14 protein-coding genes are annotated in these 20,274 nt (G+C 59.9%); 7 read left to right on the top strand and 7 right to left on the bottom strand.

Features of this window, described 5'->3' with window-relative positions; all coding sequences use genetic code 11:
- Positions 1–95: 95 nt before the first annotated feature.
- Positions 96–2,408, bottom strand: a complete 2,313-nt coding sequence (gene metE, locus FFH90_RS06585) for a 5-methyltetrahydropteroyltriglutamate--homocysteine S-methyltransferase (protein ID WP_138867659.1) — start codon at positions 2,406–2,408, stop codon at positions 96–98.
- 119 nt (positions 2,409–2,527) lie between these two features.
- Here metE and metR point away from each other — a divergent pair, with 119 nt between their 5' ends.
- The gene (gene metR / locus FFH90_RS06580) at positions 2,528–3,445 is read left to right on the top strand and encodes a transcriptional regulator MetR (RefSeq protein ID WP_018926627.1); all 918 of its coding nucleotides are present in this window, start codon (positions 2,528–2,530) and stop codon (positions 3,443–3,445) included.
- Between the two features lie 9 nt (positions 3,446–3,454).
- Here the strand turns inward: metR and FFH90_RS06575 are convergent, their stop codons facing one another.
- The 4 genes from FFH90_RS06575 to FFH90_RS06560 all read right to left on the bottom strand — a co-directional run bounded on the left by FFH90_RS06575 (position 3,455) and on the right by FFH90_RS06560 (position 6,664).
- The gene (locus tag FFH90_RS06575) at positions 3,455–3,964 is read right to left on the bottom strand and encodes a GNAT family N-acetyltransferase (protein WP_111454736.1); all 510 of its coding nucleotides are present in this window, start codon (positions 3,962–3,964) and stop codon (positions 3,455–3,457) included.
- A 2-nt stretch (positions 3,965–3,966) separates the two neighbouring features.
- Positions 3,967–4,605 carry a LysE family translocator gene (locus FFH90_RS06570; RefSeq protein ID WP_064616303.1) on the bottom strand — a complete coding sequence of 213 codons (639 nt, stop codon included), beginning with the start codon at positions 4,603–4,605 and terminating at the stop codon, positions 3,967–3,969.
- A gap of 36 nt (positions 4,606–4,641) precedes the next feature.
- The gene (locus FFH90_RS06565) at positions 4,642–5,076 is read right to left on the bottom strand and encodes an NUDIX domain-containing protein (protein ID WP_138866885.1); all 435 of its coding nucleotides are present in this window, start codon (positions 5,074–5,076) and stop codon (positions 4,642–4,644) included.
- A gap of 235 nt (positions 5,077–5,311) precedes the next feature.
- Positions 5,312–6,664 carry an HD domain-containing phosphohydrolase gene (locus FFH90_RS06560; RefSeq protein ID WP_018926631.1) on the bottom strand — a complete coding sequence of 451 codons (1,353 nt, stop codon included), beginning with the start codon at positions 6,662–6,664 and terminating at the stop codon, positions 5,312–5,314.
- Positions 6,665–6,921: 257 nt separating this feature from the next.
- On the opposite strand from FFH90_RS06560, the gene FFH90_RS06555 reads away from it, so the two are divergent.
- The 6 genes from FFH90_RS06555 to FFH90_RS06530 all read left to right on the top strand — a co-directional run bounded on the left by FFH90_RS06555 (position 6,922) and on the right by FFH90_RS06530 (position 17,202).
- Positions 6,922–9,228 carry an EAL domain-containing protein gene (locus FFH90_RS06555; protein WP_138866884.1) on the top strand — a complete coding sequence of 769 codons (2,307 nt, stop codon included), beginning with the start codon at positions 6,922–6,924 and terminating at the stop codon, positions 9,226–9,228.
- Positions 9,225–11,087, top strand: coding sequence for a bifunctional diguanylate cyclase/phosphodiesterase (locus FFH90_RS06550; RefSeq protein ID WP_064616301.1), 1,863 nt, complete (start codon positions 9,225–9,227; stop codon positions 11,085–11,087). The genes FFH90_RS06555 and FFH90_RS06550 overlap by 4 nt, the downstream gene beginning before the upstream one ends.
- Before the next feature lie 44 nt (positions 11,088–11,131).
- Positions 11,132–12,091 (top strand): cytochrome-c peroxidase, encoded by a 960-nt coding sequence (locus FFH90_RS06545; protein WP_018926634.1) that lies wholly within the window; start codon positions 11,132–11,134, stop codon positions 12,089–12,091.
- Entirely contained in the window at positions 12,088–13,899 is a 1,812-nt protein-coding gene (locus tag FFH90_RS06540) for a DAHL domain-containing protein (RefSeq protein ID WP_138866883.1), read from the top strand. The genes FFH90_RS06545 and FFH90_RS06540 overlap by 4 nt, the downstream gene beginning before the upstream one ends.
- Complete coding sequence (locus FFH90_RS06535) at positions 13,896–15,302, top strand: ATP-binding protein (RefSeq protein WP_138866882.1); 1,407 nt, start codon at positions 13,896–13,898, stop codon at positions 15,300–15,302. The genes FFH90_RS06540 and FFH90_RS06535 overlap by 4 nt, the downstream gene beginning before the upstream one ends.
- 280 nt (positions 15,303–15,582) lie before the next feature.
- Positions 15,583–17,202, top strand: a complete 1,620-nt coding sequence (locus tag FFH90_RS06530) for an FMN-binding glutamate synthase family protein (protein WP_018926637.1) — start codon at positions 15,583–15,585, stop codon at positions 17,200–17,202.
- Here FFH90_RS06530 and FFH90_RS06525 read toward each other — a convergent pair.
- Together FFH90_RS06525 and FFH90_RS06520 are read right to left on the bottom strand one after the other, a co-directional pair.
- Positions 17,180–18,775, bottom strand: a complete 1,596-nt coding sequence (locus FFH90_RS06525) for a glycosyltransferase family 39 protein (protein WP_138866881.1) — start codon at positions 18,773–18,775, stop codon at positions 17,180–17,182. The genes FFH90_RS06530 and FFH90_RS06525 overlap by 23 nt on opposite strands.
- Positions 18,765–20,273, bottom strand: coding sequence for a glucosyltransferase domain-containing protein (locus FFH90_RS06520; protein WP_138866880.1), 1,509 nt, complete (start codon positions 20,271–20,273; stop codon positions 18,765–18,767). Before FFH90_RS06520 ends, FFH90_RS06525 begins: the two co-directional genes overlap by 11 nt.
- Between the last annotated feature and the right edge of the window lies 1 nt (position 20,274).

Here is a 20,274-nt window from a genome sequence, read left to right as displayed (position 1 = left end):
CCACAGGATTGATGTCGTACACAACTTCTGTGATCGACCTCTCCCCCGTGGGAGCGGGCTTGCTCGCGAAGGCGCCAGAACAGGCGCCGCAGGATTTAGGCCAACTGACTGCGCAACTGCCGCGCCGCCGCCACCATGTTCACCAGCGCCGCCTCAGTCTCCGGCCAGGCCCGGGTCTTCAACCCGCAATCGGGGTTTACCCACAACCGCTCGGCAGGAATGCGCTTCACCGCTTTGCTCATCAACTTGACCATCTCGGCGGTGTCCGGCACCCGTGGCGAGTGGATGTCGTAGACGCCCGGGCCGATGTCGTTCGGGTAGTCGAAGGCTTCGAAGGCTTCCAGCAATTCCATATCCGAGCGTGAGGTTTCGATGGTGATGACGTCGGCGTCCATCGCCGCGATGGATTCGATCACGTCATTGAATTCGCTGTAGCACATGTGGGTGTGGATCTGGGTTTCGTCACCCACACCCGATGCACTCAGGCGGAACGCTTCCACCGCCCAGTCGAGGTATTCCTGCCATTGCGCCCGGCGTAGCGGCAGGCCTTCGCGGAACGCGGCTTCGTCAATCTGCACGATCTTGATGCCCGCAGCTTCCAGGTCGACCACTTCATCACGCAGGGCCAACGCCAACTGCTGCGCCTGGATTTTGCGCGAAACGTCTTCGCGCGGGAACGACCACATCAGCATGGTCACGGGACCGGTGAGCATGCCTTTCATGATCTTGTCGGTCAGGCTTTGCGCGTAGGTGATCCAGTCGACGGTCATGGCGTTCGGGCGACTCAGGTCGCCGTAGATGATCGCCGGCTTGACGCAGCGCGAACCGTAGCTCTGGACCCAGCCGAAACGGGTGAACAGGTAGCCGTCCAGTTGCTCGGCGAAGTACTCGACCATGTCGTTGCGCTCGGCTTCACCGTGCACCAGCACGTCCAGCCCCAGGCGTTCCTGGATTTTCACGGCGTGGCGGATTTCGCTGTGCATGGCATCGGTGTAATCGTTGGCCGAGAGTTTGCCTTGCTTGAAGGCCTGACGAGCCAGGCGGATCGAACCGGTTTGCGGGAACGAGCCGATGGTGGTCGTCGGGAATGCCGGCAGCTGCAAGCGCGCACGCTGCTGCTCGATCCGTTTGGCAAACGGCGAATGGCGTTGGCTGTCTGCCGCGCCGATGGCGTTGATGCGGGCCTGGACATCCGCCTTGTGGATACGCGGCGATTGGGCGCGGCTGGCCGCAATGGCGCGGCTTTCAGCCAGGGCGGCTTGCACCTTGGGCGCTTGCGGATCGTTCAGGGCATCGCGCAGCACGGCGATCTCACCGCACTTCTGCACGGCAAACGCCAGCCAGCTTTTCAGTTCGGGGTCGAGTTTGTCTTCACGCGCAAGGTCCACCGGGCTGTGCAGCAGCGAGCAGGAACTGCTGACCCACAAGTTATCGCCGAAGCGCTCCTGGGCAAATTGCAGTTGTGCCAGGGCTTGCTCCAGTTCGCAGCGCCAGACGTTGCGGCCGTTGACCAGCCCCACCGAGAGAATCTTGTAGGTCGGCAGTCGATCCAAAACCTGGCCGAGCTGATCCGGCGAACGCACCGCGTCAATGTGCAAACCTTGTACAGGCAGGCCGACGGCCAGCCCGAGGTTGTCTTCCAGGCCACTGAAGTAGGTGGCTACGAGCTTTTTCAGCGGCGAGTATTGGAGGATGTGGTAAGCGCGCTCGAAGGCGTTTTTCCAGGACTGTGGCAGGTCGAGGGTCAGGATCGGCTCATCGATCTGCACCCACTCCACGCCTTGGGCGGCGAGGCGGCCAAGGATTTCACCGTAGATCGGCAGCAGGCGTTCCAGCAGGTCGAGCTTGTCGAAGTCGTTGCCTTTGGCTTTGCCCAGCCACAGGTAAGTCAGCGGGCCGATGATCACCGGCTTGACGTTGTGGCCGAGGGCCTTGGCTTCTTCGACTTCATCGAACAACTGTTCCCAGCTCAGTTTGAATGATTGGTCTGCGCTGAATTCCGGGACCAGGTAGTGGTAATTGGTGTCGAACCACTTGGTCAGTTCCTGGGCGTATTGCGCGGTGCCGTGTTCGCTGCCGCAGCAGGCTGCCGTGGCGCCACGCGCCATGGCGAACAGAGTGTCGAGGGTCGGCAGGCCGCGTTCATCCTTGACGCTGTCGAAACGCTCGGGGATCACACCGAAGGTCAGGGAATGGGTCAGTACCTGGTCGTACCAGGCGAAGTCGCCGACGGGCAGCAGGTCGATGCCGGCGTCTTTCTGCAATTGCCAGTGGGTGGCGCGCAGTTGGCGGCCGACGCTGTTCAGGGCGTCCTGATCGAGATCGCCCTTCCAGTAGGCTTCGAGGGCTTTTTTCAGTTCGCGGTCGGCACCGATGCGCGGAAAACCAAGTGTGTGGGCCAGGGCCATGGTGAATTTCTCTCTATAAAGGATGCTGTAAAACATGCTGCTATTGTCGACAGCTCAGCCAACATGAGACAAACTCAACCTTTTCGTGTTGATCACAAGTTTTCCTCATGGAGCCCTCGGTGCTTGAAATCCGTCACCTGAAAACCCTGCACGCCCTGCGCGAAGCCGACAGCCTGGTGGATGCAGCCGACCGCCTGCACCTGACCCAATCGGCGCTGTCCCACCAGTTCAAGGAGCTGGAAGAACGCATGGGCATGCCGCTGTTCGTGCGCAAGACCAAACCGGTGCGCTTCACCAGTGCCGGCTTGCGCCTGCTGCAGCTGGCCGACGCCACCCTGCCGTTGCTGCGCAGTGCCGAGCGCGACATTGCACGGCTGGCCGGTGGCACGGCGGGGCGTCTGCACATGGCGATCGAGTGCCACAGTTGCTTCCAGTGGCTGATGCCGACCATCGACCAGTTCCGCGATGCCTGGCCGGAAGTCGAGCTGGACCTGGCCTCGGGCTTCTCCTTCGCCCCGCTGCCGGCGCTGGCCCGAGGCGACCTGGACCTGGTGGTGACCTCCGATCCGCTGGAACTGGTGGGCATCACTTACGTGCCGTTGTTCACCTACGAAGCCATGCTCGCGGTGGCAAACCAACACCGCTTGGCGAGCAAGCCGTACATCGTGCCCGAAGACCTGCTCACGGAAACCTTGATCACCTACCCGGTGGAACGCGATCGGCTGGACATCTTCACCCGCTTCCTGGAACCGGCCGACATCGAACCGGCGCAGGTGCGCACCTCGGAACTGACGGTGATGATGATGCAACTGGTGGCCAGCGGTCGCGGTGTCTGCGGCATGCCCCATTGGGCGCTGCATGAGTACAGTTCACGGGGTTATGTGAAGGCCAAGCGACTGGGGGAGAAAGGCTTGTTTGCGACGTTGTATGCCGGGATCCGCGCCGACATGCTGGATGCGCCGTACATGCGCGACTTTTTGCTGACGGCCAAGGACACGTCGTTTTCGACGCTGGATGGGGTTAGTGCGGTGCGATAGAGCAACCGATCAAGGCTCAGGGGTAATCTCGCGCCACATGTGGATCTTGTCGAAGTAGTCTTCGCCCACCCGCACCGCCAACGGTTCCAGGCCAAACTGCACGAAGCCGCAGCGCTGATACAGTTTGAATGCCGCTTCATTGCCGGCGGTGACGGTCAGCTGGATCAGCCTCAGGCCCTGATGACTCTGCGCTTCAGCCAACGCGGCCTGTAACAGTTGATAACCGAGCCCGCGCTGGCGCACCTTGCCGGTCACGTACATGCCAAACAGCGTCGCCTTGTGCCGGGCCTTTTCCCGAGACTCGAAGGCCAGGCCGACGATGCCTGCCAGTTCCCCTTCCTCGAACGCCCCGAGCACCCGGTCCAGCTTGCTGGTCAGGCGCGACTCCCACCACCCCAGCGGCATCGTGGCGCGCTCGCGCACGCTGGAGGTGAACGCCTGGGGATGCGAGTCGTAGGCTTCGAGCATCAGCGCCCGATAATCCAGGGCATGACTGGCATCAAGCCGCTGAATCCACATGTTCAGGCCACTCGCCGCTGCTCAAACATCAACCGCACCGCCAGCCCGGACAGGACGAAGCCCATGAAATAGCGCTGCATCGCCAGCCAGTTCGGGTTGTTGACGAACCAGGAGGCGATGCCTGCGGCGAACAGCGCGATCAGCAGGTTGACGCTGAAGCTCACGCTGATCTGGGTCAGGCCGAGGATGATGCTCTGGTTGAACACCGAACCGTGCTCAGGGGAAATGAACTGCGGAAACACCGACAGATAAAACACCGCGATCTTCGGGTTCAGAGCGCTGGTGAGAAAACCCATCGTGATCAATTTGCGTGACGAGTCCGCCGGCAACTGCTGCGCCTCGAACGGCGAACGCGCACCGGGCTTGACCGCCTGCCAGGCCAGCCACATCAGGTACAACGCACCGGCCCACTTCAGCACCTCGTAGGCCACCGGCACAGCCATGAACACCGCGGTCAAACCCGCTGCAGCAGCGAACAGGTGCACTAGAAATCCCGCGACCACACCCAGCAATGACGTCACCCCGGCCTTGCGTCCCTGGCAGATGGAACGGGAGATCAGGTAGATCATGTTCGGCCCCGGCGTGAGTACCATCAGCAACGCCGCGGCGGCAAAAATCAGCAAGTCTTGAAGTGGAATCATAGGCATCCTGTCCTTGAAGTCAGAGGGTCTGGGTGATCAGGCGATTTCGATCAGTGAAGCTCGATAAAACGGCAAGATCAGGTCTCGTGTCAATGGCGCCAGCGTGAGATCGCCGTCGGTGGCCGGGTCGATCCAGCGCACCTCTTCGATTTCCGCCGCCGGGCAAACGTCAGAATCGATGGTCAGCTGAAACAGTTCGGCCTGTACGACAAAACCCGGCTCGTTGGCGGCCGGTGCCGAGAATGGCCCCAAGTAGGTGGCGTGCGCCGGATCGATGACCAGTCCCAATTCCTCCTCCAGCTCACGGGCCAGGGCGTGGACCGGTTGCTCATGAGCCTCGATCTTGCCCCCCGGCTGCATGAACGCCTGGGTGCCGCGCTTGCGCACCAGCAAGGTGCGACCGTCGGGGCCGATCAACAGGGCAGCGGCAATGTGGATGATGCGGGGCGAAGCGGCGGATGAAAGCGTCATGGATCAGGATTGGCCTTGGGTAAAAGGCGCAAGGATCACATGAGCGCCGGCTTTTCGTCACGTCGAAAAGCACTGTGGCGAGGGGGCTTGTCGGAACGCCGCACCGCCCCGTTTGAGTGCGTAGCACTCACAAGATCTCTGGTACATCAGAGTTTTTGGGGCTGCTTCGCAGCCCAGCGGGAGCAAGCTCCCTCGCCACAAGAGCCCGCTCCCACTGTTGATCAGTGCTGATAGCTCAACTCGTCTCGAGAATCGCCACTTCCTCGGGCACTTTCACAAAAATGCTGTACTTGGCACCTTCCATCGCCTCGAACGCGATCAGTTTCTCCACCAGCGGCCCGTTCAACACCTTGCCGGCATTGAGCAGCAGCATGCCGTTGTCGGCATTCAGGTTGCGCGCCAGGATCATCCCCGCCGCCAGGTCCCGGGTGGTCAGCACCTTGACCGTCGGATCGGCCAGCGTCACATCGCTCAGGTAAGCAGCACAGACCTTAATGAAATCCTCCACCAGTTCCGGGTCATAGAGCCGACCGGCGTACTGGCGGATATACACCAGGGCTTCATCGCTGTTCATCTGCCGTTCGAGGATCAGCCCGCGCTGCAACTCGATGAAGTCCACCGCCAGTTTCAGCAACCGCGAACCGAGCGGAATGGCCTCGCCCTTGAGCCGATCGGGAAAACCGCTGCCGTCCCAACGCTCCTGGTGGTGCAGGATCAGCCGCGCGGCATCTTTCATCGGGTCGAGCGTCATCAGCAGCGACTCACTCTGCTTCGGATAACCCCGATAGCGCTCGCGGTCATTGTGATGCAGCAGATCCGAAGGCGTGCTCATCATGCTGTCGGTCCAGCTCAATTTACCGATGTTGTAGAGCGCCGCCGCCATGGTCAGGTCTCGACTGGTGGCTTCGTCCAGGTGATGGAGTTTGCAGTACACCCGCACCAGTTCGATGATCTGCCGGTTGGTCTGCTTGGCAGGTGGCAGGCGCAGGTTGGCCAGCAACGAAAACACTTCCGTGCCGGTGACATAGCTGCGTTTGAGCTCTTCGTAAGCCAGGTCCAGCATGTCAGCGGTCTGTTGCAGCTCGCTGGTGCGGGCCGCGACGTGTTTTTCCAGGGTGGTGTTGAGCAGCTTCAGTTTTTCGTTCTGGTCCCAGGTCTCCTGCACCAGACGCAACCGCTCACGCTCGGAATACTGATAGGCCAGCGATTGCCGCAGCGTCAGCAGCATTTCCTCATCGTGCCAGGGCTTGCTGATGTAACGATGGATCTGCCCTTCATTGATGGCTTTGATAATGGCCGAGGGGTCGGCATAACCGGTCAACATGATCCGGGTGGTGTCGGGGTAGCGCTGATGGACGTGGGCCAGCAGCGTGGCGCCGTCCATATTAGGCATTCGCGCGTCACTCATCACCAGATCGACCGACCGCTGCTCCATGATTTCCAGGGCCTGGGCACCGCTGGTGGCCAGCAGCACCTCGTAGGGCTGGCTGCGCAGCAGGCGGCGCAGGCTGTTGAGAATCGACTCCTCATCGTCGACCAGCAGTAACGTGGGTTTATCGGTCACAGTCGTGGGGAGCTGCTCTTCCATGGCGATACCTCAAGTGAAACCAGCCTCTTTATGTCAGGCGCGAAAAAACTTCCTCTGACTTTCCCGAGCCTGAGCTACAGGCTAGATGATTTTCCGACCGACTCCGCAAATGATTCGTTTCAGTCAACCGGGCGAATATCCGACCGGACGACTATGCTCAGGTCACTCGGATCCAAACGATGCCCGCTCCGTCCTGCACTCAGGGAAGGGATACCCTCTATGAGCTCATCGCACCAAACTGCTGTCGGTACAGGCGCATGTCAGTGAATACGCTGCTTGCGCGGACTAATCGTCGGATTCTCATCGTCGACGACACCGCGTCGATCCACGAGGATTTCGCCAAGATTCTCAGCCCGTCATCGATCGAAGACGACAGTCTGGCCAGCGCTGAAAACGCCCTGTTCGGCACCCCCGTGTCGGTATCGTCGCAAGGTTTTATCATCGAATCCGCGTTCCAGGGCCGTGAGGCGCTGGACAAGGTCGAGACCGCGCTGGCGAATGACTCGCCCTACGCGATGGCCTTCATCGACATGCGCATGCCGCCGGGCTGGGACGGGCTGGAAACCATTGAGCGCCTGTGGCAGGTCGATCCCAAGCTGCAAGTGGCGCTCTGCACCGCGTATTCCGACTATTCCTGGGAAGACATCGACGAGCGCCTGGATCTGGGCGATCGCCTGCTGATCCTGAAAAAACCGTTCGATGCCATCGAAATCCGCCAGATGGCCAGCGCATTGACCGCCAAGTGGCAAATGACCGAAGACGCGGCGCTGAAGATGTCCCTGCTGGAGCAAGCGGTCGAGGAGCGCACCCGGGAGCTGTCCGACGCCAACATCATTGTGCAGAACAGCCCGACCATTCTGTATCGGCTGCGGGGCGAACCGTCGTTTCCGTTGATGTATATCTCCCACAACATCACCAAATACGGCCACATCGCGGCGGCCCTGGTGGCTTCTTCCAACTGGGCTCAGGAGCTGATCCATCCCGACGACCAAGAGAAAGTCGATACGGCCATGGCGCGGGTGCTGGACCGCCATGCAGCCGGTGCTTCCATCGAATTCCGGATGCGCACCGGCGACGGTGACTGGCGCTGGGTCGAAAACCGCTACATCCCGGTGCGCGACGATGAAGGCCGCTTGCTGGAAGTCGAAGGCATCATCATCGACATCACCGAACGCAAACTGGCCGAGGAAAAGATCGCCCTGCTGGCCCGCACCGATGGGCTGACCGGGCTGGCCAACCGCGCGACGCTGATCGAGCGCCTGCATCAGGCGTTCGCCGCCGCCCGGCGCGGGGCCACCCCGTTCGCCATGTTTTACCTGGACCTGGATCACTTCAAGCGCATCAACGACACCCTGGGCCACCCGGTGGGTGACCTGTTGTTGCAGGAGGTCGCCCGACGGATCAAAACCTGCGTGCGGGAAAACGACGTGGTCGCCCGCCTGGGGGGCGACGAGTTCGCGATCCTGCAGCTGGACGTTGGCGATCCGACCCAGTCAGCGGCCTTGGCCGCCAAGGTCCGCGATGCGCTGGTGCTGCCCTACTCCCTGGCCGGCAACGACGTGCGGGTCTCGGTCAGTATCGGCATCAGCAGCTACACCCAGGTCAGCCTCAGCGCCGACAGCCTGTTGACCCAGGCCGACATGGCGCTGTATCGCTCCAAGGAAAAGGGCCGCAACCAGTACCACTTCCACTCCGAGGAAATCAATCAGGAAGTGGTCGAGCGCATGACCATCGCCAACGACTTGAAAACCGCCATCGAACGCGACGAGCTCGAACTGCGTTACTGGCCGGAAGTAGACCTGAGCAGTGGCAAGATCCTCGGCATGGAAGCGCAGGTCAGCTGGAATCACCCCATACGCGGTTTACTGGAAGCCCCGGCATTCCTGCCCGCGGCGGAAAAGACCGGCATCATCATCGCCCTCGGTCACTGGGTGCTGGAGCGCGCCTGTCGGCAAATGCACCAGTGGCGCGATGAAGGCATGGCACCACCGGTGGTGGCGATAAAACTGTCCCTGGCCCAGCTCAAGAGTGGTCCCGAGCTGATCTATGACGTGTTGCGCACCACTGCCCGCTGGGATCTGTGCCCGTGGGACCTGCGTTTCGACGTCACCGAAGCGACCCTGGCCCAGACCAAGTGGACGCACAACGATATCCTGCCACGCCTGCGTGAGCTGGGGGTGAAGATCGCCATCGATGACTTCGGCACCGAATACTCTTCGTTCGACTACCTCAAGACTTACCAGGTCAATCACCTGAAACTCGCTCAGGCGTTCATCGACACCGCCGCCCACGACGCGGCCAGCGCCACCACCTTGCGGGCCATTATCAATTTCGCCCGCGACGTCGGGATCGGCATCATCGCCGAAGGTGTCGAAACCCAGGAGCAACGTACTTCGCTGATGGCCACCGGTTCACCGATGAATGCCCAGGGCTACTACTTCAGCAAAGCGGTCAGCAGCCAGCAGGCCGCCGAACTGTTGAAAGCCGGGAGCATCGTGTGCGCGAATCACAATCCCGGAGCAATGCCGGGTGATTCGCAACGTGCTACGGAGGACAAGGAATGAAAACTCCGTTCATCCAGGCCAACCGGCGTATTCTGATCATCGATGACACGCCCTCGATCCATGAGGACTTCCGCAAGATCCTGGGCGCCGATACCGACGATGAACTCACCCTCGCCGGCACTGAAGCCGCGCTGTTCGACACCCCGCAAACGACTCGGCTGGTCTTCCAGCTCGACTCCGCCTATCAGGGCCAGGAAGCACTCAAACTGGTCAAGCGGGCCCAGGCAGAAGGTCGCCCTTACGCCATGGCGTTCACCGACATGCGCATGCCGCCTGGCTGGGATGGTCTGGAAACCATCGAGCGGCTCTGGAAGGTCGACCCTAACCTGCAAATCGCGCTGTGCACGGCGTTCTCCGATTACACCTGGGAAGCCATGGCCGAACGGCTGGAGTTCGGCGATCAATTGCTGGTGTTGAAAAAACCTTTCGACAGCCTGGAAATCCGCCAGATGGCCAGCGCCCTGACCTGGAAGTGGCAGATGGCGCAGGACGCGGCGATGAAAGTACTGAGCCTTGAGCAAACCATCGAAGCCCGGGTCCATGAACTGCTCAAGGTGTCTCATCTGTTGCAGTACGACGTGTTGACCGAGCTGCCCAACAGCACCTTGCTGGGTGACCGGCTGAACCAGTCCCTGGCCTTGTCCAGACGCCATGACAAACAACTGGCGGTAATGTTTCTGGGGCTCGACCGCTTCAAGCGCATCAACAATGCGTTGGGCCACCCGACCGGTGACGAGATGCTCAAGCGTGTCGGGCAAAGCCTGGTGGCCTGCGTGCGCGCCTCCGACTCGGTGTTTCGCTACGGCTCCGACGAATTTGTGGTGATCCTGGCCGACATCCACCACCCCCAGCAGACCAAGGGCATCGCCGAAAAACTGTTGAACGCCATACGTGCGCCCCAGCACGTCGCCGGGCACGACTTGAGCGTGACGGCCAGCCTGGGCATCAGCATCTATCCCGATGACGGTTTCGATGCCATCGCACTGATCAAGAAAGCCGAAACCGCGATGCGCAACGTCAAGGAAAGCGGCCCCAACGATTTCAGCTTTTTCATCGATGAGATGAACCAGCGCGCGCGGGAACAGCAGACCATCGAGTCGGGGATTCGCCTGGCACTGGAGCGGAACGAGTTTGTCCTGCACTACCAACCGAAACTCGACCTGGGCAGCGGCAAGGTGGTCGGCGCCGAGGCGTTGATCCGCTGGCAAAAACCGGGGCACGGCTGGATCTACCCGACAGACTTCATTGCAGTGGCCGAAGACAGCGGCTTGATCGTGCCGTTAAGCAAATGGGTGCTGGCCCAGGCCTGTCGGCAAGCCCGTACCTGGCAGGCAAAGGGCCTGCCGAATCTGTGCATGTCGGTGAACGTGTCGGCCATCGATTTCCGCCAGCGGGATTTTGTCGACGGCATCGAACAGATACTCCAGAACACAGGCATGGACCCGGCCTTGCTGGAGCTGGAAATTACCGAAGGCGTATTGATGCAGAACGTCGATGCCACGATGGTCGCGCTGAGTCGGCTCAAGGCATTGGGGGTACGGCTGGCCATCGATGACTTCGGCACCGGCTATTCCAGCCTGAGTTACTTGCAACGGTTTCCCATCGATGTACTGAAAATCGATCAATCGTTCATTCGTGGCCTGGGCCGTGACAGCAACGACGCGGCTCTGGTCGGCGCCATCATCAGCCTGGGCAAAAGCCTCAATCTGACGGTCATTGCCGAAGGGGTGGAAACCCTCGAACAACTGAATTTTCTCAAGGCGCTCCATTGCGAGGAAGGCCAGGGTTACTACTTCAGCAAAGCCGTGGAGCCGGACGCCTTCGTGCAATACCTGACCTCCGTAAAGCCCCTCTCCTGAACGATGTGCAACGACACACAGGCCCTGAGCCAAGGAATCACAAGATGTCACGTTCCTTCTGCTACTTGCTCCTTGCGCCTCTACTCGGTTGTTGTCTGATAGCCAGTGGCGCACCGCTGGACGAACCGCTCAAACCCTTGCCCGCAGTGCCCGAGCAGAATCCCTTGCAAGTCGAACTCGGTCGCCGGTTGTTCAACGAACCACGGCTGTCGGTCAACAACAGCCTGTCCTGCGCCAGTTGCCATCGTCTGGAAATCGGCGGAGCCGACGACAAGGCATTGTCCACTGGCTTCAAGGGCGATCCCTTGACGATCAATACCCCGAGCGTGTTCAACGCGAGCTTGAACTTCCGGCAATTCTGGAATGGCCGCGCCGATTCTCTGGAAACCCAAGCCCACGAAGTGGTGCAGAGCCCCAGTGAAATGGGCAGTCATTGGGAACAAGTGGTCCAGATGCTCTCCGCCGACCCGGATTACAAAAACGCTTTCACCAAGGCCTACCCGGACGGCGTCACCATGAACAATGTGCAAAGTGCCCTGGCCACCTACGAGCGCACGCTGATCAGTGCCAACTCGCGCTTCGACCAATACCTGTCGGGCAATACCGAGATCCTCACGACTGACGAGAAGTACGGTTACCAACGTTTCAAGGACTACGGCTGCATTGCCTGCCATCAGGGGGTGAACATCGGCGGCAACATGTTCCAGAAATTCGGGGTCATGGGTGATTACTTTCAGGCTCGTGGCAACCCCACCGAAGCCGATCTGGGCCGCTATCTGGTCACCAAGGCCGAAGAGGACCGCAACGTGTTCAAGGTGCCGAGCCTGCGCAATGTCGCCGTGACCGCGCCGTACTTTCACGACGGCTCGGCTAAAACCCTCGAAGAAGCGGTAGACGTGATGTTCAAGTTCCAGCTCGGTCGTGTGCCCTCCGACAAGGACAAGGACCTGATCATCAAATTCCTCAAGACCCTGACCGGTGAATGGGGAGGCAAACCTTTATGAAAACTTTCCCCCGTCGCAACCTGGCACTGCTCGCAGCCGTGGCCGTACTGCTGGCCTCGACGCTGTTGTTCCTGTACCTCAAGTCCAGCTCGAACGAGACGTCGACCTACGCCGAATCCCGGGACTTGATCGGTCGGATCAAACAGTTGAACGCGCAATGGGAAACCGAGATTCTCAAGGCCAGGATCGCCATCAGTCACAACTACGATCCACTGGTGACACCGCTGAGCGAGATGACGCGCCTGTGGCAGCGGTTCGAGAGCATGGAGTCCAATCACGGCCGCAACGACACGCCGACCTGGCGTGCCAGTCATGAGGCATACCTTGCCGCCATCCAGGAAAAAACCCGGCTGGTGGAGCAATTCAAATCCCACAACGCGGTGCTGCGCAACTCACTGGCGTTCCTGCCCACGGCCGAAGACGACATCCAGCAACCACTCGCCCAATTGTCAGATGAAGACAAGCTGCAACTGCAGAACATCGCCACCGACACTTACGACTTGCTGCTCAGCAGCCTGGAATTCGCCCAGGTCACCTCCGACGATAAAGCGGCGGATATTCTGCTGGGGATGAACAAACTGGGGGTTAACAAGCAACGATTGCCGGAGCAGTTTCACAGCCCGATCGATATTTTGAGTAACCACGTCACCCTGATCCTGCGTGAGCAACCGGTGGTCAATCGGTTACTGGAAAACATCGAGGCCATTCCCGTGGCCGAACGACTGGACGACATTACCGGCCTGCTGAACAAAGACCAGCAGCAATCCGATGCCATCGACCAGCGCTACCACTTCTACATGTTGGTGTTTTCGACGCTGCTGGTGCTGGTGCTGGTGTACCTGGCGATTCGCCTGATGCGCAGCTTCGGGGAGACTCAGCGGGTCAACAAGGAACTGCAAACCGCCAACGAAGTCCTCGAACAACGGGTCGAAGAGCGCACCCGCGAACTCAAGGATACCCAGAGCGAATTGCTCGACACCGCGCGTCAGGCCGGCATGGCCGAAATCGCCACCAACGTGCTGCACAACGTCGGCAACGTGCTCAACAGCGTGAACATCTCGGCCGATCTGGTCAGCCGTCGGCTGCGTAGCAGCAAGGCCCAGGGGCTGGGCAAGGCGATGCAGCTGATCAACGAGCATCAAAGCGACCTCGGCACTTTTCTGACCCAGAACGAAAAAGGAAAACTACTGCCCGGCTATTTGAATCAACTGGTGGAGGCGATTGCCCTCGAACAGCAAGGCATGGCCGAGGAACTCGCGCAGTTGAGCAAAAGCGTCGATCACATCAAAGACATCGTCGCCACCCAGCAGTCCTACGCGGGGGCCAACAACCTGGTGGAACCGCTGTACATCAGCGAATTGCTCGAGGACGCCCTGCGCATGAACGCAGGCGCCTTGACCCGGCATCACGTCACGGTGGTCAAGGAGTACGGCGACGTACCGCAAGTGATGGGCGACAAGCACCGCTTGTTGCTGATCCTGATCAACCTGATCAGCAACGCCAAATACGCCATGTCCGACCTCAGCAACCGAGCCCGACAGATCACCCTTGGGGTAAAAGTCGTCGAGGACACGATCCTGCAAATCAGCGTCAAGGATGACGGCGAAGGCATTGCGCCGGAAAACATGACGCGGATCTTTGCCCACGGTTTCACCACCCGCAAGGAAGGCCACGGCTTCGGCCTGCACAGCTGCGCGCTGGCCGCGATCGAAATGAACGGCCACCTCACCGCCCACAGCGACGGGCCGGGCAAGGGCGCCCTGTTCACTTTGCAGATCCCGTTGAACCCCGTCATGGAGGAAGCATGAGCGACCTATCAAACCGCCGCATTCTGCTGATCGACGACACCCCGTCCATCCATGATGACTTTCGCAAGATCCTCACCCCGACATCGGCCAAACATGCGGAACTGGACGAAATGGAGGCCGCGCTGTTCGGCAGCGAAGTGAAATCCACCCAACCGCTGTTCGAACTGGATTCGGCCTACGGCGGTCAGGAGGGCCTGGGCAAACTCGTCCAGGCCTTACAGGAAAACCGCCCCTACGCCCTGGCCTTCGTCGACATGCGCATGCCCGAGGGCTGGGACGGTGCACAGACCATCGAACACCTGTGGCAGGAAGACCCGAGCCTGCAAGTGGTGGTGTGTACCGCCTATTCCGACTATTCGTGGGATGAACTGCTGGAGCGCCTGCACGCCCACGACCGCCTGCTGATTCTGAAAAAACCGTTCGACAATATCGAAGTCCAGCAGATGGCCAACACCCTGCTCACCAAATGGGACATGACCGAACGGGCGTCTATCCAGATGAGTCATCTGGAGCATCTGGTGGATCAGCGCACGACCCAGTTCAAGCAGGCCAGCGAAGCATTGCAGCGGGAAATCGACGAGCGCAAACAGCTGGAAAGCCAACTGGTGCAGTCGGAAAAACTCGCCTCGCTGGGGCAACTGGCGGCGGGTGTCGCCCATGAAATCAATAATCCCATCGGCTTCATTTCCTCCAACCTCGGCACCCTCGATGGCTATTTCAAGCAACTGCAGACCATGCTCGATGCCTATCGGGAGGCGGAGGCGGCCATTACCTCAAGCGAGGTCCTCGAACGTCTCGGCCAGCTCCGGGAAAAGGTCGAGCTGGAGTTTCTGCGCGAAGACATTCCGCTGCTGATCAAGGAGTCCAAGGACGGCATCAATCGGGTCGGGCAGATCGTCAAAGACTTGAAGGACTTCTCCCGCGTCGACTCCAATCAGGAATGGCAGTGGACCAACCTGCAACAGGGCATCGAGTCGACGCTGAACATCGTCGCCAATGAACTCAAGTACAAGGCCGATGTGGTGAAGGAGTATCAAACGCTGCCTGACATCGAATGCCTGCCGTCGCAGATCAATCAGGTGATCATGAACCTGATCGTCAACGCGTCTCAGGCCATGGGGCCGGAACGGGGCACCATCACCCTGCGTACCGGGCTTGAAGGTGAAACGGTGTCGATCGAAGTCGCGGACACCGGATCAGGCATCGAACCGGAATGCCTGCAGAAAATATTCGACCCGTTCTACACCACCAAACCGGTGGGCCAGGGGACAGGGCTCGGGTTGTCCCTGTCCTATGGCATCGTGAAAAAACACCGGGGCGACATTTCGGTACGCAGCGAAGTCGGCGTGGGTACCACGTTTCGGGTCGAGCTGCCGGTGCGCCAATCGAAAGCGGCTGTCTGACCAGCCGAACAAGGGATCAAATCTCAATCCAGGCTGTTTTCGTTTATTCTCCAGGCGCAGAATGCCTGACGCTCTGTGCTTACACAGGAGATCTCTGTGGCGAGGGAGCTTGCTCCCGCTGGATCGCGAAGCGATCCCAATACAGGCAATGCGTTCAGTCAGACAAATCCTGTCAGCAGGTTTTGCGACTGCTGCGCAGCCGAGCGGGAGCAAGCTCCCTCGCCACAAAAGCCTGTATACCACGGTCCAACATGACCGAGTCCGAACCCAAGGAAACCGTATGAGCCTGTCACTCCTGAGCCGCTACGCCTTCTTTGCCGTCTGTGTGATATTCACCCTCGCCAGCCTGCCCTTCCTGGCTTACGACTGGCTCTGGCCGATCGCCGCCGTCACCGGCGTCCTCAGCCTGGTGGGCCTGTTCGACCTGCTGCAAAGCCCTCATGCGGTGCGCCGCAACTACCCGATCCTGGGCAATATCCGTTATCTGGTGGAGGGCATTCGCCCGGAAATCCGCCAGTACCTGCTCGAATCCGACAGCGATGCCCTGCCCTTCTCCCGGGCCCAGCGTTCGCTGGTGTATTCGCGGGCCAAGAACGAGAGCGCCGACAAACCTTTCGGCACGCTGATCGACGTGTATCAGTCGGGTTTCGAATTCATCGGCCACTCGATGCGCCCGGCGCCGTTGAGCGACCCGAGCAGTTTCCGGGTGATGGTCGGCGGCCCGCAATGCACCCAGCCGTACTCGGCGTCGGTGTTCAACATCTCGGCCATGAGCTTCGGCTCCCTCAGCGCCAACGCCATTCGCGCATTGAACCAGGGCGCCAAACTCGGCAACTTCGCCCATGACACCGGCGAAGGCAGCATCAGCCCCTATCACCGGGAAAACGGCGGCGACCTGACCTGGGAACTGGGCAGCGGCTACTTCGGCTGCCGCACCGCCGATGGCCGCTTCGACCCGGAACGCTTCGCCGCCCAGGCACAGAACCCGCAAGTGCGGATGATCGAAATCAAAATGAGCCAAGGCGCCAAACCCGGCCACGGCGGGATTCTGCCCAAGCACAAAGTCACCCAGGAAATCGCCGAAACCCGTGGCATCCCGATGGGCGAAGACTGCATTTCGCCGTCGCGCCACAGCGCGTTTTCCACGCCGATCGAAATGATGCACTTCATCGCGCAACTGCGTGAACTGTCCGGCGGCAAACCGGTGGGCTTCAAGTTCTGCCTGGGCCACCCGTGGGAATTCATGGGCATCGCCAAGGCCATGCTGGAAACCGGCATCCTCCCGGACTTCATCGTGGTCGACGGCAAGGAAGGTGGCACCGGCGCCGCGCCCGTGGAATTCACCGACCACATCGGCGTACCGATGCGTGAAGGCCTGTTGTTCGTGCACAACACCCTGGTGGGCCTGAACCTGCGGGACAAGATCAAACTCGGCGCCAGCGGCAAAATCGTCAGTGCCTTCGACATCGCCAGCGTCCTGGCCATCGGTGCCGACTGGGCCAACTCGGCGCGCGGCTTCATGTTCGCCATCGGCTGCATCCAGTCGCAAAGCTGCCACACCAACAAATGCCCGACCGGCGTCGCCACCCAGGACACCCTGCGCCAGCGCGCGCTGGTTGTTCCGGACAAGGCCCAGCGTGTGTACAACTTCCATCGCAATACACTGAAGGCCCTGGCCGAAATGCTCGCCGCCGCAGGCCTCGACCATCCTTCACAGCTGTCGGCCAAGCATCTGGTGCGACGCATGTCGGCGACCGAGATCAAGCTGTTTTCGCAGTTGCATGTGTTCCTCAAGCCGGGGGAGTTGCTGACCGGTGAGGTAAATGGCGAGTTTTACTCGCGGATGTGGCAGATGGCACGGGCGGACAGTTTTGAGCCTAACGAAACGGCTGCCGCATAGGGTGTTTTTGCGCGCCGACCTCAACGGTTGGCGCTCCCTCCAGAATGAACAAACGAGCCTCACTGTCTCCCTCTTTCAACGTCAGCACCTGTTTCCAGTGTTCGGGAAACAAGGCGTCATGTTCAGGGCGCACATAACCCGTTACCCACCAGACCCTCTTGGCGTTCAGTTTCAGGGTCGAAAAGTCATTGAAGAGAATCCAGAGCAGGTGACGGGGAATGAGTGCCCAACCACCGTATTCGGCGGTTCCCCACAGGGTGCCGGTCGGCGATTTGACGACGTATAGCCTTGGTTGAATGCCGGTGGCGTTGTAGTAGGTGAACGGCAAGTACCAATACAGGTTATCCACAATGATCTCGTCACCCGGACGCACCTCGCGACCAAGACCTGCGACCACGGCGTCCAGTTTCGCGTCTCTGCGAATGCTGGTGCCGTTCATCTCATCCGTTTGTGCGTAAATCGCCGACAGCCCGTGCACTTCCACCAAGACAATAAAAATCATGGCGACAGCAGCAAGGACAGCGTGGCGTTGGCTCCATGCGTCCAGTGCGAGCGCAACGATAAGGGGCAACGCAGCGGCGGCGAATACCAGGTACCTGGCATTGAAAACCGGCACGATCAGCGACACCAGAAACACGGTCAGCGCCGGCACAAAAAAATAGCCCACCAGCAAAACACTGAAGGGTCGCTCGTTGCGTGCCTTGAACAGTACCGCAGCGGCGCAAACCATGATCAAAACCAAGGGTGTCGCGCGCCATAAGTCACTGGTCGAACCCTCCATCACCACCAGTTGCCAAACGAAGGTCAGCACCGTCGGCCAGGTCAGCGGCGGTATCCATTCGAGCCCGTCCATTCGCAGCAATTGACTGACGAGAGGCGGTGCCCACGGCAGGTACAACACGACGATTGCACTGTTTACCAGTATCCACGCACGTACGGGGACCGTGTCCTGGACCTTGCGCACCCGCCACCAAAAAAGCCAATGCACCAACACGCACAATGCGGCGAAGTAGTGCGTGTAAAAAGCCGCCGTCATCAGCAGCACGTAAACGGCCGGGTAACGCTTTTGATCCGGCGCCTTGACCCAGCACACCAGCGCCACAGTCGCCCCCATCAGCCAAAACCCCAGCAAGGTATACATTCGCACTTCCTGGCTGTAGCGCACCGATATCGGCAGCAACGCCAACAACAATGCTGCGATCCAGATCGCCCTTCGCGTCGCCGACAGGCTCATCAATTTAATGCCCAGCAACAGCGTGCCGACATCAGCCAGTGCGCTCAGGGACCGCGCAGACAACACGCCATGACCGAACAGCACCATCCAGTAATGCAGCAAGACATAGTAAAGCGGCGGATGAACATCCCGAGCCGTCGTGGCCCAGATGTACGCAGGCGAGCCCTCGGCCAGCAGTATGCTGTAAGCCTCGTCGTACCAGATGACCGGCACGGTGATGGCGTGAAATCTCGCCAACAATGCGATCGCCAGCACCCCCAGCAAACCCGCACCGTCGGCAACCCCGGATGGCAAGCGTTTGAGATAGATCACAGGAGCGCTCACCGTTTCACCACGCAAGCGTGGCGATCGGCGTCGGCTCTTTCATCACGATAAAACCGTAGTCACCCAACAGATAGAGGTTGTAGAACTTGTTATCCACCAGCGGTGGATAACCCTGATAACCCATCAACGTCGCGTTGCGTCGCTCCCGCTCCGCGACCACGTTGGTGATGCCCGCTTTCGGCAGGTTTTCCGCCAGCATGTAGAAGTTGATGTTCAGCAGATAATGCAAAACCGGCATCTGCTTGAACGAGCCTGCAGCCTCCACCAGCCAGTGATCGGAATAACTCACCGACATGTATATGCGCTTGGCCTCGCGCAGTTGCCGATGGGATGCAATGTCATGCCCCAGGGAAAACAACGCGCTGGAAGCGAAGGTGTTCTGCACCGACAGTACGCGACCATAGGCGTAGGACAGCGAAAGCATGGCCAGCAACGGAACCACCAACAGCAGCGTCAGCCGCTCATGAATATGTGCCAGCGCCAGATGGCTCAAATAGAACAGCAGCACCAACAGCACTGCGAACCCCATCAAGGTTCTGGCGCCTTCATTGAAATCCCGGAAAAACAACACAGCCCCCGACACTAGAAAAATCACGGTCGGCACAGTCAGCACACACGCCAGGCCCATCAGCACTTTTCTCAACGCCGTGTCCTGGCGTGCCACCACGTTCCGGGCCAGCTGCACGCTGCCCGCGATGGCGCACAACAGCAGCACGGCGAACACCCAGGTGAATCCACCGTGAAACAGCAGCACGACTTTTTCCAGCACGCGGCCGATGTTGATTTCCAGTTGCAGCCAGGGTGCTGCCGCCCAGTTCAGGAACAAAACACGGGTCTGATCCATGTATGGATAAGCGGTGACGCTGTAGATCAAGCCGCCGAGCACCACCTGGGCGAGTTTCCAGCCGATCAACTCGCACCATTGCGGCCAGGCCCATTTATCGTTCGCGCCCCTGAGCAGTTCGAGGCAACACAGGCCCAGAAATACATTAATACTCACCTGATAGAGCCCCAGCCCCAGGGCAATCAGGAAGGCCGGCACCAGCCATTGCAGGATGCGCGAAGGATGACGAAACGTGATCGCATAGATCACCGCCACCAGGCTCAAGGCATTGGCCGGTCCGTCGTATTGATACGACAGGTTCTGCAGGAAGAACGGGTTGTACCAGAGCGGCAAAACCACCATGCAGCAGGATAGCGTCGGCTGCGGGTAGTAATGAAACGTCAGGCTGGTCAACGCAAAAGTCATGGCCAGGGAGGCGATCAACAGCGGCAATGGAAAGATGTTCGGCGCGGCATCGCTGAAGGTCAGCGCGTTGTAGAACAGCTCGGTGAACAACCGCCCCTGCCCCACCCAGTCCGTGCCGGCGGACAGCGAACGCCAGTTGTCATCGATGTAGGGATAGTCGGCGAGGATCAGCGGAATGACATAGATCAGCGTCGCGAGTTGAAAAAACAGCCAGACCCGACGACGGCCGATTTCGCCGCTGAAAAAATCGCTCAGTCTGCCCATG

This window comes from Pseudomonas sp. ATCC 43928 (genome assembly GCF_005938665.2).
Lineage (GTDB): Bacteria > Pseudomonadota > Gammaproteobacteria > Pseudomonadales > Pseudomonadaceae > Aquipseudomonas.
Note: the sequence above shows the minus strand (reverse complement) of the source record. Positions and strands in the feature narration are given on the sequence as shown.